At 61.5% G+C, this 16128-nt stretch carries 13 protein-coding genes; 5 read left to right on the plus strand and 8 right to left on the minus strand.

Annotated features, from left to right (window positions below; genetic code table 11):
* Positions 1-45: 45 nt before the first annotated feature.
* From NXC24_RS02110 to ubiE, 8 genes are all read right to left on the minus strand, one after another.
* Positions 46-1707: a urocanate hydratase gene (locus NXC24_RS02110; RefSeq protein WP_104821789.1), complete on the minus strand. Its 1662-nt coding sequence runs from the start codon at positions 1705-1707 to the stop codon at positions 46-48.
* A gap of 42 nt (positions 1708-1749) precedes the next feature.
* Positions 1750-2079 (minus strand): TfoX/Sxy family protein, encoded by a 330-nt coding sequence (locus NXC24_RS02115; RefSeq protein ID WP_104821790.1) that lies wholly within the window; start codon positions 2077-2079, stop codon positions 1750-1752.
* Positions 2080-2097: 18 nt separating this feature from the next.
* Complete coding sequence (locus tag NXC24_RS02120; protein ID WP_104821791.1) at positions 2098-3198, minus strand: DUF917 domain-containing protein; 1101 nt, start codon at positions 3196-3198, stop codon at positions 2098-2100.
* Between the two features lie 3 nt (positions 3199-3201).
* Complete coding sequence (locus tag NXC24_RS02125) at positions 3202-4476, minus strand: Zn-dependent hydrolase (RefSeq protein ID WP_104821792.1); 1275 nt, start codon at positions 4474-4476, stop codon at positions 3202-3204.
* On the minus strand, positions 4476-5858 hold the full coding sequence (locus NXC24_RS02130) for an amidohydrolase family protein (RefSeq protein ID WP_104821793.1): 1383 nt from the start codon (positions 5856-5858) through the stop codon (positions 4476-4478). Before NXC24_RS02130 ends, NXC24_RS02125 begins: the two co-directional genes overlap by 1 nt.
* A 27-nt stretch (positions 5859-5885) precedes the next feature.
* Positions 5886-7469 carry an aromatic amino acid lyase gene (locus NXC24_RS02135; protein ID WP_104821794.1) on the minus strand — a complete coding sequence of 528 codons (1584 nt, stop codon included), beginning with the start codon at positions 7467-7469 and terminating at the stop codon, positions 5886-5888.
* A 188-nt stretch (positions 7470-7657) separates the two neighbouring features.
* Positions 7658-9232: a 2-polyprenylphenol 6-hydroxylase gene (gene ubiB / locus NXC24_RS02140; RefSeq protein ID WP_104821795.1), complete on the minus strand. Its 1575-nt coding sequence runs from the start codon at positions 9230-9232 to the stop codon at positions 7658-7660.
* A gap of 62 nt (positions 9233-9294) precedes the next feature.
* Positions 9295-10071, minus strand: coding sequence for a bifunctional demethylmenaquinone methyltransferase/2-methoxy-6-polyprenyl-1,4-benzoquinol methylase UbiE (gene ubiE / locus NXC24_RS02145; protein ID WP_104821796.1), 777 nt, complete (start codon positions 10069-10071; stop codon positions 9295-9297).
* A gap of 246 nt (positions 10072-10317) precedes the next feature.
* Here ubiE and mutM point away from each other — a divergent pair, with 246 nt between their 5' ends.
* The 5 genes from mutM (at position 10318) to NXC24_RS02170 (ending at position 16122) form a co-directional block, all read left to right on the plus strand.
* Positions 10318-11208 carry a bifunctional DNA-formamidopyrimidine glycosylase/DNA-(apurinic or apyrimidinic site) lyase gene (gene mutM / locus NXC24_RS02150; protein ID WP_104821797.1) on the plus strand — a complete coding sequence of 297 codons (891 nt, stop codon included), beginning with the start codon at positions 10318-10320 and terminating at the stop codon, positions 11206-11208.
* A gap of 16 nt (positions 11209-11224) precedes the next feature.
* The gene (locus NXC24_RS02155) at positions 11225-11998 is read left to right on the plus strand and encodes an enoyl-CoA hydratase (RefSeq protein WP_104821798.1); all 774 of its coding nucleotides are present in this window, start codon (positions 11225-11227) and stop codon (positions 11996-11998) included.
* A gap of 192 nt (positions 11999-12190) precedes the next feature.
* Positions 12191-12466 (plus strand): 30S ribosomal protein S20, encoded by a 276-nt coding sequence (rpsT, locus tag NXC24_RS02160; protein ID WP_028750996.1) that lies wholly within the window; start codon positions 12191-12193, stop codon positions 12464-12466.
* Between the two features lie 880 nt (positions 12467-13346).
* Entirely contained in the window at positions 13347-14900 is a 1554-nt protein-coding gene (gene dnaA / locus NXC24_RS02165; RefSeq protein WP_104821799.1) for a chromosomal replication initiator protein DnaA, read from the plus strand.
* A 139-nt stretch (positions 14901-15039) separates the two neighbouring features.
* Complete coding sequence (locus NXC24_RS02170; protein WP_104821800.1) at positions 15040-16122, plus strand: saccharopine dehydrogenase C-terminal domain-containing protein; 1083 nt, start codon at positions 15040-15042, stop codon at positions 16120-16122.
* Positions 16123-16128: the final 6 nt, after the last annotated feature.

Raw genomic sequence — 16128 nt, forward strand, 5'->3', positions numbered from 1 at the left:
TTGCGCGGGACCATAGTCGTTCAAAGCTGGTAAGAACAGATGTGCTTATCCGAGACGGATATAGGGCACATCCTTTTTCGCAACTTCGTCCAGCGCTTCCTCATAGCCGGCATCGGCATAGCGCATGACGCCAAGTGCGGTGTCGTTGGTCAGCGCGTGGTCGAGCCGTTCGTCGGCGGCAGGCGTGCCGTCGGCAACCACGGTGACGCCGCAGCTCGTCATGTAGCCGGCATAGCCGCCGCCGCCGGAATGGACAACGACGAGATCGGCCATCGACGAGCAGAGCATCATGGCGTCGATCAGCGGCCAGTCGGCGATGGCGTCGGAGCCGTCCTTCATGCGCTCGGTCATGATGTTCGGATGCGCCATGGCGCCGGCATCGAGGTGGTCGCGCGAAAACGCGATCGGCCCCTTAAGTTCGCCGCTTGCCACAAGCTCGTTGACGCGGCGGGCAAGCGCTGTGCGCTCGCCATGCCCGAGCCACGCGATACGCGCCGGCAGCCCTTCGAAAGGCACATGCTGGCGGGCGAGGCGGATCCAGTTGGTGATGATCTTGTTGTCCGGGAACATCTCCAAGAGCAGATCGTCGATGTGGGCAATATCGCTTTCCTCGCCGGAAAGCGCCATCCAGCGGAACGGGCCGATGGCGCGGCAGAAGAGCGGCCGCAGATAGGCTTCGGTGAAGATCGGGATATCGAAGGCATTGGCGACGCCGCCTTCCTTCGCCTGAGTCCGGATCAGGTTGCCGTTGTCGAAGACTTCGGAGCCTTGTCTCTGGAAGTCCAGCATGGCCTTCACATGCTCGACGATCGAAGCGCGGCTCGCTGCCATGAGCTGGCCCTGGCCGTCGTCGCGCAGGTCCTTGACTTGGCTCAGGGTCATGCCCTTCGGCACATAGCCATAGACGAGATCGTGAGCCGAGGTCTGGTCGGTGACGATATCGGGGACGATGCCGCGCCGGGCAATCTCGGGATAAATCTCGGCCGCATTGCCAACAAGGCCGACGGAAAGCGCGCGCTTCTCCTTGACGGCGGCGTCGATCATCGCCAGCGCGGAATCGAGATCCGGCGCGATTTCCTGCAGATAGCCGATGTCCTGGCGCTTCCTAGCACGCTCTGCATCGATATCGACGCAGAGTATCGCGGCTCCCGCCATGCGGCCGGCAAGCGGCTGCGCTCCGCCCATGCCGCCGAGACCGGCGGTGAGCACGAAACGGCCGAAGAGATCACCGCCGAAACGGCGCTCGGCGATGCGCATGAAGATTTCGTAAGTGCCCTGGATGACGCCCTGGCTGCCGATATATTGCCAGGCGCCCGCTGTCAGACCGCCCCAGCAGATCAGACCCTTGCGCTGCAGCTCATAGAACACCTCGGCTTTCGCCCATTGCCCGACGAGATTGCAGTTCGCCATGATGACGAGCGGCGCCTTATCATGCGTGCGGATGAGGCCGATCGGCTTACCGGACTGAATGAGCAGGGTCTGGTTCTCATCCATTTCGATCAGCGCCTTCACGATGCCCTTGTGCGCCGCCCAATTGCGGGCTGCCTTGCCGAGTGCGGCGTAGACGACGAGATTATCCGGATCTTCGCCGACCGAGAGCACGTTTTCCAGCAAACGCAGCAGGGCCTCCTGCCGCCAGCCTTTGGCACGCAGCTCCGGGCCGCCCGGTATAGGGAATTTCGGGTGACGTGGATTGGCTTTTGGCATTGATTTCCCTTCCCTATTTTCGTTGTTGTTTCGGCGGCCCGGCTATTTCGGCGGCAGGCCTTCGACGAAATTCAGCGCGGCCAGAAGCAGCCTCTTGCGCAGCATGTCGTTGCCATAGGCCTCCGGCCCGGCGCGCACCCATCCCTGCATTTCGCGGCTACCTGACAGCATGGGTTTGACGTCAGGCTGCTCCAGCGCCCAGGCATCGCTGCCCTTGCCGAGGCGGATCAGCATCCCGTCTTCACGGGCGCCGCAAAGCAGGTGACCGTTGAGCAGAAAGGCCCAGCCGCCGAACATCCCTTTTTCGCTGAGCCCGGGCCGTTGTCCGAGCTCCTCTTTCAGCAATTCTTCGAGACCGGCGTCACGCGCCATCTGCGCCTCCCGCGCTTTTCAACCCCTCTTGCCGGCCAGAGCGTATTTCGCGATCTCGATCCCCATGGCCTTTTCGACAGGGGGATAGACGGTCGGATCGAGCACGCTGGCAGACAGCGGAATGATATCCATTGGCACATGCAGGATAAAAACCTTCATGCCCTCGTGTAACTGGCCGACGCTCAAGGGTTCGCCCTCCGGCGATAGCGTCGTGATGACGGAGGGGAAGGTCGCTAGGCGCTTACCATTGGCATCCTCGACGGCCATGTATTCGTTCATCACATGCATGATGACGGCCTTGTCGCTGCTACCGACCGTGACCGTGCCGATGTCGAAGGCTTCCTTCGTATAGACGACATCCTTCTTGGTGATCGTGCCTTCGGCCAGGATATGTCCGCCGGTGGTCTTGCAAATGGCATCGATGACGGCGCTGCCGCTCTTCTTTTCTGCCTCGATGATCGCTTCGCCGAGCGAGAGCGCCATGGAGATGCCGCCAAGGGCCGCATGCGTGCGGACATAGGAGGCCCGCAGCGGATTGCGGCAGGAGGCGATGAAGCCGCCGGACTGGTCGGACGCCGCGCGCAGGATCGGCGAGATCTTCGCCGTCGCGCCCTTCACCACCAGCTCGATATAGCGGTTCTCGGCGCGATTGCCGCCGACGGCTGTCTGGATCATCTGCTCGGGCGAACCCGCCATGCCGATCGAGCCCATGTCGCCGGTCGGATGGGCGCGGATGTCGCCGACCGCGTCCACGACCTTCGTTCCGAGAATGGCCGAGGGCAGCCAGCCGTTCAGCGTCGAGGATTTGCCGTTTTGGCCGATGATCAGGCCGGAAAGCTTCTCGCCAAGCTCGTCCTGCAGGAGCTGCACGGCCTTGACGTAATCGATACCCTGCATTTCCCAGGGGGTCGTGGAGGCCGGCGCGCCGATGGCGGCTGCTGTGGCGATCCAGTCGTCGTCATCAAGTTCGTCGATCGAGACCAGCTCGGGCTTGCCGACATTGACGGCCGCATAGCCGAGCATGCGGCCATGATCGGCCCAGCCGCCGCCGCCGGCTGCATAAACCGAACCGCCCTTGACGGCCGCTTCCACATCCTTGGCAACGAGTACGCGTCTCATCGGCTACTCCCGGTTCTGTTTGAGGTTCTTGTCCATGTCGCGCACCGCTTCGAAAAGAACGGCGGCGCCCATGGCGATATCGTCATTCTCGGCCCATTCCTCGGCGCAATGGCTGCGGCCTTCCTTGCAGGGCACGAAGATCATGGCGGCTGGGGCGACCTTGGCGATCCAGGCCGTGTCGTGGCCGGCGCCAGACGCCATGCGGCGATGCTTTGCGCCGACTGTGTCGCAGGCGCGCTCGAGCGTTTCGAGCAGAGCGGGAGCACCCGGCGTTGGAAAATTGTCGGAGACGCGGACGGGTGGCTTGATCGTCACTCCGTAAGCCGTAGCTATCTGTTGAACGGCACCATCGATCCAGGCCAGGAACTCTTCCATGTCGCTGCGAATTTCGGCGCGGCCGTCGATCAGCAGCACCACCTTGGAAGGCACCACATTGGCGGCATTCGGCTCGATGCGGAATTCGCCCACGGTCGCGGCGAAATGACCCGGCGTCTTCGCCTGTTCAGCAGCGCGCTGGCGGATGTCGAGCACGAGCTGCGAGGCGGCCACCAGCGCATCCGCGCGGCGGTCCATCGGCGTCGTGCCGGCATGGTCGGCGCGGCCTTCGACAGTGATCTCGATGCGGGTGATTCCGGCGATCGCGGTGACGATGCCGATATCCTTGTTCTCGGCCTCCAGCACGGGACCCTGCTCGATATGCAGCTCCAGGAAACCGGCGAGATCCGGGCGCTTCTGTGCGAGCAGCACGGAGGGGTCGCCACCGACTTCAGCAATCCCCTGGGAAAGCGTGCGGTTACCGCTGGTGCGTGTGAGCCACGCCTCGGGGATCTGCCCGGTCATGCCGCGGCTGCCGATGCAGGATACGCCGAAGATGCTGACTTCCTCAGCCAGAAAATCGACAATCTCCAGATCATGATCGAGCTCGATATCGCGATCTCTCAAGGAGCGCGCGACCTCGAGCGCGGCAATCGTACCCGCGATGCCGTCGAAACGGCCGCCATCGGGAACGGTATCGGAATGCGAGCCGACGAGGATCGTGCCGAGACCGGGCTTTGTGCCTGCGCGCCTGCCGATCAGGTTGCCGCCGGCATCGATGCGGGTTTCCAGTCCGGCGGCTTTCATCCGCGCCTCAATGTAAGCACGACCTTCCAGAAACAGCGGCGAGAAGGCGCGGCGCGTCCAAGGGTGATCGGGTTCGGTGATCCCTGCCAGCGCATCGATATCTTCGGCGATGCGGTCGGCGTTGACGGGCAGATTGTGGCGTTTCGGTTGGTTCATCAGGCAGTCTCTCCGGCGATAATCTGGCGAGGAAGCGGGCGGACAAATCTGCCGCTGCCGGGCTCGGCCAGCACTTTGTTTCCATCGGCAATTTGTGTGCCTCTGAGATAGGTGGCGGATACCGTCCAAGGCAGGCGGATGCCGTTATAGGGGCTCCAGTCGACGACATTGTTGCCGCTCGAAGCGGCGTCGTAGACGGTTTCGCGCGGTTCCAGCACGACGATGTCGGCATCCTTGCCAGGCGTCAGCGCGCCCTTGATATGATCGAGACGAAAATGCCTGGCGGGATTTTCCGCCATCAGCTTCGCCGCCCAAGTAAGTGGCACGCCACGCTCCAACGCGCCCTTGACGAAAAGCGGCACCATGACTTCAAGGCCTGGAACGCCCGACGCATTCGCCAGCATATCCGGATTGGTCTTGCGGTTCTCCGACCAGCTCACATGGTCCGTCGAGACGAGCCAGACATTGCCTTCCGCCACCTTGCGCCATAGCGTCTCCACTTCGGCGCGTGGGCGGATCGGCGGATTGATCTTCGCCTTGCCGCCAAGGCGCTTCACGTCGTTTTCCTCGTCCAGCGTCAGATAGTGAATGCAACATTCTACCGTCGCCTCGAAGCCGTCGCGGCGGTAAGCGCGGGCAATATCGTAGCCGCGGCCGAGCGAGCAATGCACCACATGCGCCGGGCAGCCGGTGTGGGCGCCTGTCTCGAAGATCGTATGCATGGCGAGCAATTCGGTGATCGGCGGCCGTGACAGGCCGTGCGCGCGGTAATCGGTGATGCCGCTTGCCTTGATCTGCTCCATATAGGTCCGAACCGCTTCATCGTCCTCGTTATGCACGCCGGCCGTCACTCCCGTCGGTGCAATCGCTGCAAAGCAGGCGTCGAGCAGGGCGGGCGGAATGCGCGGGAAGCGCTTGGGGTCCGTGCCGAATGTCGAGAATTTGACGGCGGCGACACCGGCCTCCACCATTTCGTGGATGCGTGCAGGCCCTTCTTCCGGGTCGACCGTGCCGTAAAGCGCGAAGTCGACGCGGGCCTGCGGAGAGGCATGGTCGACCTTCTTCTTCACCGCCGTCGCCGAACAGACGAGATTGCCTTCATCATAGGGCATGTCGACGATGGTGGTGACGCCGCCAGCCGCGGCCGAGCGCGTCGACCAGATGAAATCCTCTTGGTCTTTCTGAGAGAGCGAATGCACCTGCGCGTCGATCGCGCCGGGCAGGATCAGTGCTTTTCCGAGCAGATGCCGTTCATGCGCTGCGGGTGGGACGCCGATGCCGATCTCAGCGATCTTGCCGTCGCGCACGGCGACATAACCCTGTTCCACGATACGCTCGGGCAGAACCACCGTGCCTTGCAGAACGAGATCGAAGTCAGCCATATCCAGTCTCCCCGTTCACCGGTTTGTTCAGATCACGACGGTGTCGCGATAAAGCCGCTCTTCGACCCGCTCCAGCGAGCCAAGGGCAAAGAAGTCATCGTAGGCGAGGATCGGCGCCTGGGCGATCATTTCGGATACGAAGGCCTCTGAACCCAGTTCTTCTTCGATCGCTTCCACTTCAGCCGACAGCGGTCGGTCGACGACATAGAAGTCGGCATGTTTGCGTACGACGTCGTAAAGCATGCGGGCCACGCCTTCCGGCTTGTCGCCGAGAATGTCGATCGCCTGCGCCGAGAGCAGGGCTTCCAGTGCCGCAAGGCGCTTCAACGCCCGCATCTGCCGCTCAAAACGTTCGATGACCAGCGGCAGGAAAGCGGCTTCATCCTCCATGCCAGCGGCGACCACCAGCGACTGCGCCGATACCGGATTGGACATGGAGAGCACCCGCGAAAAGATCTCGCCGGCAAGCTTGATGATCGGGCCGAAGCCGGTGGCGATTTTGCCCTCCGGCACCAGATTGACCGGCAGGCCGCGCCGCTGGCCATTGCCGAGCAGGACGCAGCGGTTGAAGGCATTGCGCGCCGCATGCGCCATGCAGATGACTGCTGCCTCGAGCAGGATCGTTACATCAAGGGGCAAGGAACCACCCGACGTCATGACGCGACCGTCGACGATGACGGGATTGTCGTCGGAGCGGCCGGTCGCGGCCAGGATTTTGTGACCGGCGGACAGGAGATTTTCGATCACCGCGCCGAAGACCTGACCGATCATGCGCAGGCTCAAGGGGTCCTGCACATGCGTTGCGACGGGCCAAGGCCATTCTTCGGAGGCGTTGCAGAGCCAGGAGCCGATCAGCGCTTCGCGCGCCGTGCCGACATGGCGCACCGAATGCCAGGGATCACGCGAGGCACCAAGCGCGCCGGCCGCCATCATGCCGGTTGCGAGCAGCACGCGGATCGAGGAGGCGGCATTGCGGGTCGTCTCGGCCGCCGCCGCGAAACTGACGGCGTTGACGCTGAGCGAGGCCAGGCTGTCGCGCGGCAGCATTCTCACCGGCCTGATGCCGGCCGCGGCAAAGGCGTCGGCTGCCTGCATGCGCCGGCCGTGATAGACGGCTTCGCCGACCCCGGTCAGCACCGCGCCGATCTGGCCCATGAGGCCGATATCGGCGCAGCCGATCGAGCCGGTGCGCCGCACGACGGGAATGACATCCGCGTTCAGAAGCTGGAGATAGGCGTCGATCAGTTCCGGCGAGCAGCCAACCCGGCCGGTCAGCGCAGTATTGACCCGGATCGCCATGGCATTGCGCACGACGGACATGGAAAAAGGCGCGCCGGTGCCGAAATGATGGGCGCGCACCAGGCCGAGATTGAAGGTGTCGAGGTCTTCCGGAGACCACTCCACATCCTTCATCGCTCCGACGCCGGTGGTCGAGCCATAAACGGGCATGCCGGACTCGATCGTGCTTTCGAGGACTTCGCGCGCCGCGCGCACGCGCACCAGGCCGCTTTCCGATGCCGTGGGCATCACGACGCCTGCGCCGATCCGCACCAGATCGCTGAAGCCCAAGGGCTGTCCGGTGAGTTCGATGCTGGCTTTCTGACGCTCCATCTCTGCTGTTCTCCTTTCCCGCAAGGCTATGCGAGCATCATCGATAATGGGATATCCCAAATCGCGAACACCTGTAGCGCCGTGCATACAAAGCCTGCGCAAGACCTGCCGCAGCACCTTCAATGACCCATCACGGCCGAAAGGGGGAGGCATCCATTTCTATGAAACGGCGTGGCCTTAGAAATAGGTCAGCTCAAATGCCATGCAATGTAAAGCAGCGTGAGCGCGATGATCCAGAGCGCCAAGCGCCCATAACGGCTGTGCTTCGCCTCGGCCTTGCCGATCGCCTCCGCCGTCTGAGGGTCGAAGCGCAGACCGTTTTCGCTCATGGCGAGGAGTTCATGGTGGAATTTCTCGGTCTTGGCGGCGATTTCGGGGGCCGCTTCGGCGAGTTTCACAGCCGCTTTCAAACCGTCCTTCAGGTCGGTTACGATACGTTTGGGACCGAGATTGGTGCGGATCCAGTCGCCGACGACAGGTTCCGAAGCCTTCCACATGTTGAAGCGCGGATTGAGCATGCGCGACACGCCCTCGACCACGACCATGGTCTTCTGCAGCATGACTAGTTCCGGCCGCGTCTCCATATCGAAAAGTTCGGTCACTTCGAAGAGCAGCGTCAGCAGCTTACCCATGGAGATCGTTTCGGCCGGCTGGCCGTGGATCGGCTCGCCGATGGCGCGGATTGCCTGCGCAAAACTTTCGGTATTGTGATGCCCCGGCACGTAACCGGCCTCGAAATGCACCTCGGCGACGCGGATATAATCGCGCGTGATGAAGCCATAGAGGATTTCGGCAAGGAAACGGCGTTCCTTTTTGCCGAGCCGTCCGACGATGCCCATGTCGACGGCGACGATTTGCCCTTGGGCGTCGACGAAGAGATTGCCGGGATGCATGTCGGCATGAAAGAAGCCGTCGCGCAGCGTATGCCGCAGGAAGGATTGGATCAGCGTGTCGGCGAGCAGATTGAGATTATGGCCGGCGGCCTTCAGCCCCTCGACATCGGACATCTTGACGCCGTCGATCCATTCCATGGTGATGACGTCGCGGCCGGTGCGCTCCCAATCGACCTTGGGGACGCGGAAGCCCGGGTCCTTCTCGGTGTTTTCGGCGATCTCGGAAAGTGCTGCCGCCTCGAGCCGCAGATCCATCTCGACCTTAGTTGTCTGCTCCAGCGTTCGCGTTACTTCGACGGGCCTCAAGCGGCGACTCGACGGCATAAAGCGTTCCTGCAGACCGGCGACAAGATACATCGCCTTGATATCGTTGACGAAACGCTGGCGTACGCCGGGCCGGACAACCTTGACGGCAACGCGCTTGCGGCCTTCCGCCGTCTGCACTTCCGCTGGATGTACCTGGGCAATCGACGCGGCGGCAATCGGTTCGTCAAAGCTTACATAGAGGTCATCGATCGGACGGCCGAGTGAACCCTCGATCGCGGCCCTTGCCGCCGCATTCGGGAAGAAAGCCATGCGGTCCTGCAACTGCGACAGGTCGTTGGCCATGTCGACGCCGACGACATCGGGGCGCGTCGCCAGGAACTGGCCGATTTTCACATAGGAAGGTCCGAGACGCTCGACGGCCTTGGCGAGGCGATCGCTGCGCGCCTGGGTCTTGGCGCGTTTGCGGGCAAAAATGCTGACGAAGGATTTCGCGAGGCTGACGGAGGGCGGCAATCCCTCGGACGGAAGCGCGATGACCACGCCTTCGCGCACCATCACCCAGCCGACCCTGATGAGGCCGAAATATGCGTTAAAAGCACTCATCGGGTCTCAAGGTCTCGCTTGATGCCGGCCGAAACCCGCGTCACATTTTTCGGAACCATGCGTCAGAGCTTCCAGCCGGAGTGCAGGGCGGCGATGCCGCCGGTATAATTGGTAAAGCTCACGCGCGAAAAGCCGGCCTCGCGGATCATCGTCGCGAAATCCTGCTGGTTCGGAAATTTACGGATCGATTCCACAAGATACTGATAGGGTTCGGCATCGCCGGTGATCGCCTTGCCGAACTGCGGAATGGCGTTGAAGGACCAGGCATCGTAGACACGGTCGAGCAGCGGCAGGTCGACTTCGGAAAATTCCAGCACCAGCAGCCGCCCGCCCCGCTTCAGCACGCGATAGGCTTCCTTCAGCGCCACATCGATACGCGGCACGTTGCGGATGCCGAAGGCGATCGTATAGGCGTCGAAGGAATTGGTCTCGAAGGGCAGTTCCTCGGCATTGGCCTCGACAAAGGTGAGATTATCGGTGAGCTTCTTCTTCGCAGCGCGTTCCGCGCCGACACCCAGCATCGAGCCGTTGATGTCGAGCACGGTCGCGTGCGCCAGCCGGTTCGAGGCCTCGACGATGCGGAAGGCGATGTCGCCCGTACCGCCGGCGACGTCGAGGACCTTATAGCCAGCGTCCTTGCGCGGATTGAGCACGGCGATCATCGCATCCTTCCAGGCCCGGTGCAGGCCCATGGACATGACGTCGTTCATGATGTCGTAGCGCTTGGCGACCTTGTGGAACACCTCGTTGACGAGGCCCTGCTTCTCACCATCGGCCACTTCGCGGAAGCCATAGGATGTTTCCATGCCGCCATCGGCGGAGGTGCGGCTTTCTGCCATCAGCTCAACTCCGTTACACCACAGCGCCGCGCGTCGCATGTGACGCGCAAGGGTCGCTGTAGCACTTTAAATCTGCTGCATAATTTTATCCTTAAATCGATTCCGACCTAAGGAATTATGCAGTAATCAGCGACGGACCATAGCGAAATCGCGTTTGCCACGCTATCTCATCAACCAGGCCACCAGCCGCAATGCCTTGGGCTATAGCTCAGATCATAAGCGGTTGAAACATAAAGATGGATAGCGATGCCGGAATTACCAGAGGTCGAAACCGTCAGGCGCGGGCTTGCTCCCTCCATGGAAGGCGCGCTGCTCGCTGAACTGGAGTTGCGCCGCAACGATCTGCGCTTTCCCTTTCCGGCCGAGTTTTCACGCCTTGTCTCCGGCCGCGGCATCACGTCGCTGTCGCGGCGCGCGAAATATCTGCTGATTGATCTCGACGACGGCATGACGATCGTATCGCATCTCGGCATGTCCGGTTCCTTTCGGGTCGAAAGCGATGCCGCCGCCGAGGCGCCCGGCACATTTCACCATCCGCGCTCCAAGGACGAGAAGCATGATCACGTCGTCTTCCATCTGAAGGGCGCCAACGGCAGCGCGCGCGTCATCTACAATGATCCCCGCCGCTTCGGCTTCATGGACATCGTCCGGCGTGCAGATCTCGCCAGCCATCCCTCCTTCCGCGATCTTGGCCCGGAGCCGACCGGCAATGAATTGAGCGCCGATTATCTGGCCGAACGCTTCTCGGGCAAGGCGCAGCCGCTGAAGAGCGCGCTGCTCGACCAGAAGAATATCGCCGGACTCGGCAATATATATGTGTGCGAGGCATTGTGGCGTTCGCATCTGTCGCCGCTGCGGGCCGCTGGGACATTGGTGAGCGAAGCCGGCATGCCGAAAGAGGAATTGCTTCGGCTGGTCGTCGCGATCCGCGAGGTCATCGCCGATGCCATAGCCGCCGGCGGCTCGTCATTGCGTGATCATATCCAGACGGATGGTTCGCTCGGTTATTTCCAGCATTCTTTTTCCGTCTACGACCGCGAGGCTGAGCCTTGCAGCACGCCCGGTTGCGGCGGTACGGTCGCCCGCATCGTCCAGGCGGGGCGCTCTTCTTTCTATTGCGCCTCCTGCCAGAGCTAATGTGAAGGAGAGACACATGGCCTATGAAACCTTGATCATCGAAACGCACGGGCCTGTCGGTCTCATCAGGCTCAATCGGCCGCAGGCGCTGAATGCGCTGAATTCGACGGTGCTCGCCGAACTGAAGCAGGCCTACGGCGCTTTTCACGCCGATGAGACGATCGGCGCAATCGTGCTGACGGGCTCGGAAAAGGCTTTTGCCGCCGGCGCCGATATCAAGGAAATGCAGCCGCTCGAATTCGCCGATGTCTATAAGGGCGATTTCATCAGCGGTTGGGACGAGATCGCCAAGGCGCGCAAGCCCGTCATCGCTGCCGTCGGCGGCTTTGCGCTCGGCGGCGGCTGCGAGCTCGCCATGATGTGCGACTTCATCATTGCCGCCGATACGGCAAAGTTCGGCCAGCCGGAGATCACGCTCGGCATCATCCCCGGCATGGGCGGTTCGCAGCGCCTGACGCGCGCCGTCGGCAAGGCGAAGGCGATGGATATGATCCTGACCGGCCGGATGATGGATGCGGCCGAAGCGGAGCGTTCGGGTCTGGTGTCCCGCGTCGTGCCGGCCGACAAGCTCCTCGATGAGGCGCTTGCCGCCGCCGCCAAGATCGCCTCGCTGTCGCGCCCCTCGGTGCTGATGGCCAAGGAGGCGGTCAACCGGGCGCTGGAGACGACGCTGGAAGAGGGCCTGCGCTTCGAGCGCCGGCTTTTCCATAGCCTGTTTGCCACCGAGGATCAGAAGGAAGGCATGGCGGCCTTCATCGAGAAGCGCAAACCTGTCTTCAAGAACAGGTGAGAACGAGATTCCGGAATTGCGCGGGTTCCGTGAGAATCCGCGTTGACGCCGCCGCTCATTCCGGTTATATGCCCGCCACAGTTTGGAAAGCCGATCTGGTTTTCCGCAATTGCTCCCGCATTGCTGGATGAAGTGGCCGCAGGGCCCGCGCTGCACTGACGGAGTTATGTTCGAATTCTAAGAGAGGCATACATGGCCAATACCAGCTCGGCGAAAAAAGCGACCCGCAAGATCGCCCGCCGCACCGAAGTCAACAAGGCTCGTCGCTCGCGCGTTCGCACTTTCGTCCGCCAGGTCGAAGAAGCCATCGCATCGGGTGATGCGGATCGTGCGAAGGAAGCCTTCCTCGTAGCGCAGCCGGAACTGGCTCGCGCTGCCACCAAGGGCGTCCTGCATGCCAACACCGCTTCCCGCAAGGTCTCGCGTCTTGCCAAGCGCGTGAAGGCACTTTCGGCTCCGACCGCGTAATTTTTCCTTAACGATTTAATCGTTAGACTTGAGCCCGGCCCTTGTGCCGGGCTTTTTGGATTCAGCCAAAATTGGCTCGTATCGTTAAAATGTAGCCGGCTGACCATGTCACTGAGGTGACAGAAAAAACCTTTTAAAAACAAGCGGTTATAGCAGGATGTCTTGACGTTGGGTGATCTGCATGACGGCCTGCGGGCTCCCGAGTGAGTCAAGGATTTTTTTATTTTTTTTGTTTTGAAAGCTGTGGGAATCGCGCTGAACGCGAATCTCCTTGATTCAAAAGCGATTCTTTTTTGACGGGGTTGTGACACTCAAAAACGGCCTCCAGAGTCAAGGACCGCCTCTTAATTTTGTGTAAAATTCATCGTTGATCTCCGCCTACGATCCTGCCTAAATGGCTTTCAACAAGGGGCGCGGAACATCATCTGAAACGGCTTCGGCGAACACTGCCAGTCATGGCAGCGGGGGTGGTTTTTGTTCCTTGTGACGGAGCGGTTCAGTTCCGTTTTTTCAAACAGTTGACGAGTTAAGGCCGTAAGCGGTAACGCCTGCGGAACGAGGACACTTGTCTGCTCTTTGCAGCCTAAGTCCCAAGCGTGGCTGTGGGGAGGGGAGAAAAATTGACAGCCGTTTGGCGCAGTCGGTCGGAGTACGAGGACCGAGCGACTGCTCCAGATGCAGATACCAAGACGAAGGCCGCTCGGGGAGCAGTTTTCGCCAGGGTGTTTTGCGTAAGGTCCGTTTGGCTGGACCCGGCTGATGAACCGGTATGCGGCGAAGCTCCGACAACGAGCGCGACCGCTATGCCATGGCGTAGACCTAAGGGCGGCGGTATCATCCAATTTCCGCCCTATAAAAAGAGACTGTGGAAGGCGGCATTATGCAAATGATTACGAGAACGACGGGTGCGTTGGAGAATGGGGACAATGCACAGCAGGCGTTCAGTGCGGTTTGCCTTGAAGCGGCGGGGGAAAAAGGAGACATGAAGCATAACGTATTGTTCGAGCGTGTCAGTGCACGCTTGAAGGCTCAGGTCGGTCCGGATGTTTATGCTAGCTGGTTTGCACGGCTGAAGCTGCACTCGGTATCGAAGAGCGTCGTACGGCTGACTGTTCCGACGACGTTTCTGAAGTCCTGGATCAACAATCGTTATCTCGATCTGATCACCAACCTGTTCCAGGCAGAAGATGCTGAAATCCTGAAGGTTGAGATTCTTGTGCGCACGGCGACCCGTCATGGTGCGAAGCCCTGTGCGGACGAACATGTCGCGGCTCCAGAGGCGGCTTCGGTGGCGCCGATCCGCCGCCCGGTTGCCCAGCCTGCCGGTCAGGTCGTTGCCCAGACGGTTAGTGCTGCAGCCGCCGCCCGCCCGGCGACCGTGGGCGCGCCGCTGTTCGGCTCGCCGCTCGATTCCCGCTTTACCTTCGATACCTTTGTCGAGGGCAGCTCGAACCGCGTCGGCCTTGCCGCCGCCAAGACGATTGCCGAAGCCGGCTCCGGCGCCGTGCGGTTCAATCCGCTCTTCGTCCACGCGACGGTCGGCCTCGGCAAGACCCACCTTTTGCAGGCGATCGCCAATGCCGCCGTGCAGAACCCGCGCGGGCTGCGTGTCGTCTATTTGACGGCGGAATATTTCATGTGGCGCTTCGCCACCGCCATCCGCGATAATGATGCGCTGACCCTGAAGGACTCGCTGCGCAACATCGATCTCCTGATCATCGACGACATGCAGTTCCTGCAGGGCAAGATGATCCAGCACGAGTTCTGCCATCTGCTCAATATGCTGCTCGACAGCGCCAAGCAGGTCGTCGTTGCCGCCGACCGCGCGCCTTGGGAGCTGGAATCGCTTGATCCGCGCGTGCGTTCGCGTCTGCAGGGCGGTGTCGCCATCGAGGTCGAGGCGCCAGACTACGAGATGCGTCTCGAAATCCTCAAGCGCCGCCTGGATGCCGCCCGTCAGGACGATCCGTCGCTGGAAATTCCGGCCGAACTTCTCTCGCATGTCGCCCGCAATGTGACGGCAAGCGGCCGTGAGCTGGAAGGCGCTTTCAACCAACTGATCTTCCGCCGTTCTTTCGAGCCGAATTTGACGGTCGAGCGCGTCGACGAGCTGTTGGCCCATCTGGTCGGCTCCGGCGAGCCGCGCCGGGTGCGCATCGAGGACATCCAGCGTATCGTGGCGCGTCACTACAATGTCTCTCGCCAGGAGCTGGTGTCCAATCGCCGCACCCGCGTCATCGTCAAGCCGCGCCAGATCGCCATGTATCTGTCGAAGACGCTGACGCCGCGCTCCTTCCCGGAGATCGGCCGCCGCTTTGGTGGTCGTGACCATACGACCGTGCTGCATGCGGTGCGCAAGATCGAGGAGCTGATTTCCGGTGACAGCAAGCTGTCGCATGAAATCGAGCTGTTGAAGCGTCTGATCAACGAATAATCGGCGATATTATTCGCATTTATCCACGGCCGGCTTCATTGCCGGCCGTTTTCATTTATGCGGCTTTTATTCTATAGATGTCTGAAATACGGAATCGGACACCGGCCGGAGGAGGCCGGAGCCGACTGGGAGGATGCCTATGAGTTTTAACAGGATTGCCGTTCTCGGCCTCGGTAAGGTCGGGCGGCTCGCCGCTACATTGCTGCATGAAAGCGGTTTTGCCGTCACCGGTATCGACGCGCGTTTGCCTGCCGAGGCACTGCCTTTCGCCTGCGAGGCGGGCAATGTCTCCGATCCGGCCTTGATCGGCAATCTCTTTTCCCGCGTCGATGCCGTGCTCTCCTGCCTGCCGTTTCACCTGAACGCCGAACTGGCGCGCCTAGCCCATGGCGCCGGCATTCATTACTTCGACCTGACCGAGGATGTGCCGACCACGAACGGCATCATTGCGCTTGCGGAGAGCGCGCGTGGCCTGATGGCGCCGCAATGCGGCTTGGCGCCCGGTTTCGTCGGCATCGTCGGCGCAAGCCTTGCCGACGTCTTTGATCGCTGCCGCTCGATCCGCATGCGTGTCGGTGCCTTGCCGCAGAATCCGACCGGACTGTTGGGTTATGCCTTCAACTGGTCGCCGGAAGGTGTGGTCAACGAATATCTGAATGATTGCGAAGTCATCGAGGGCGGGGTGCGCAAGCTGGTCTCGCCGATGGAATGGCACGAGACGCTCTATGTCAACGGCGTCAAGCTCGAAGCCTTCACCACCTCGGGCGGCCTCGGGACCATGTGCAGCACCATGCTCGGTCGGGTGGAAAATCTCGATTATAAAACAATGCGATATCCCGGCCATATGGAGCTGATGAACTTCTTCTTCCATGAGTTGCTGATGCGCGACCGCCGCCAGCTTGCCGGCGAGATCCTGACCGAGGCCAAGCCGCCGGTCGATGACGACGTCGTCTATGTCCATGTCTCGGCCGAAGGAACGATCAACGGCAATCTGCGCCGGCGGGAATTCGTGCGCGCCTATTATCCGATCGAAGTCGCCGGGGAGAGCCGCACCGCCATTTCCTGGACCACGTCGGCCTCCGTCGTCGCCGTTATCGAGCTGGTGCGCGCCGGCCGCCTGCCTTCGACAGGCTTCCTGCATCAGGAGCATATTCCGCTCGACACTTTCCTGGAAACGCGGACCGGCCGCCTGTTCAAGGGTGGCATCACCCATCACGGATGATGCGCG

This window comes from Rhizobium sp. NXC24 (assembly GCF_002944315.1).
Taxonomy (GTDB): Bacteria; Pseudomonadota; Alphaproteobacteria; order Rhizobiales; family Rhizobiaceae; genus Rhizobium.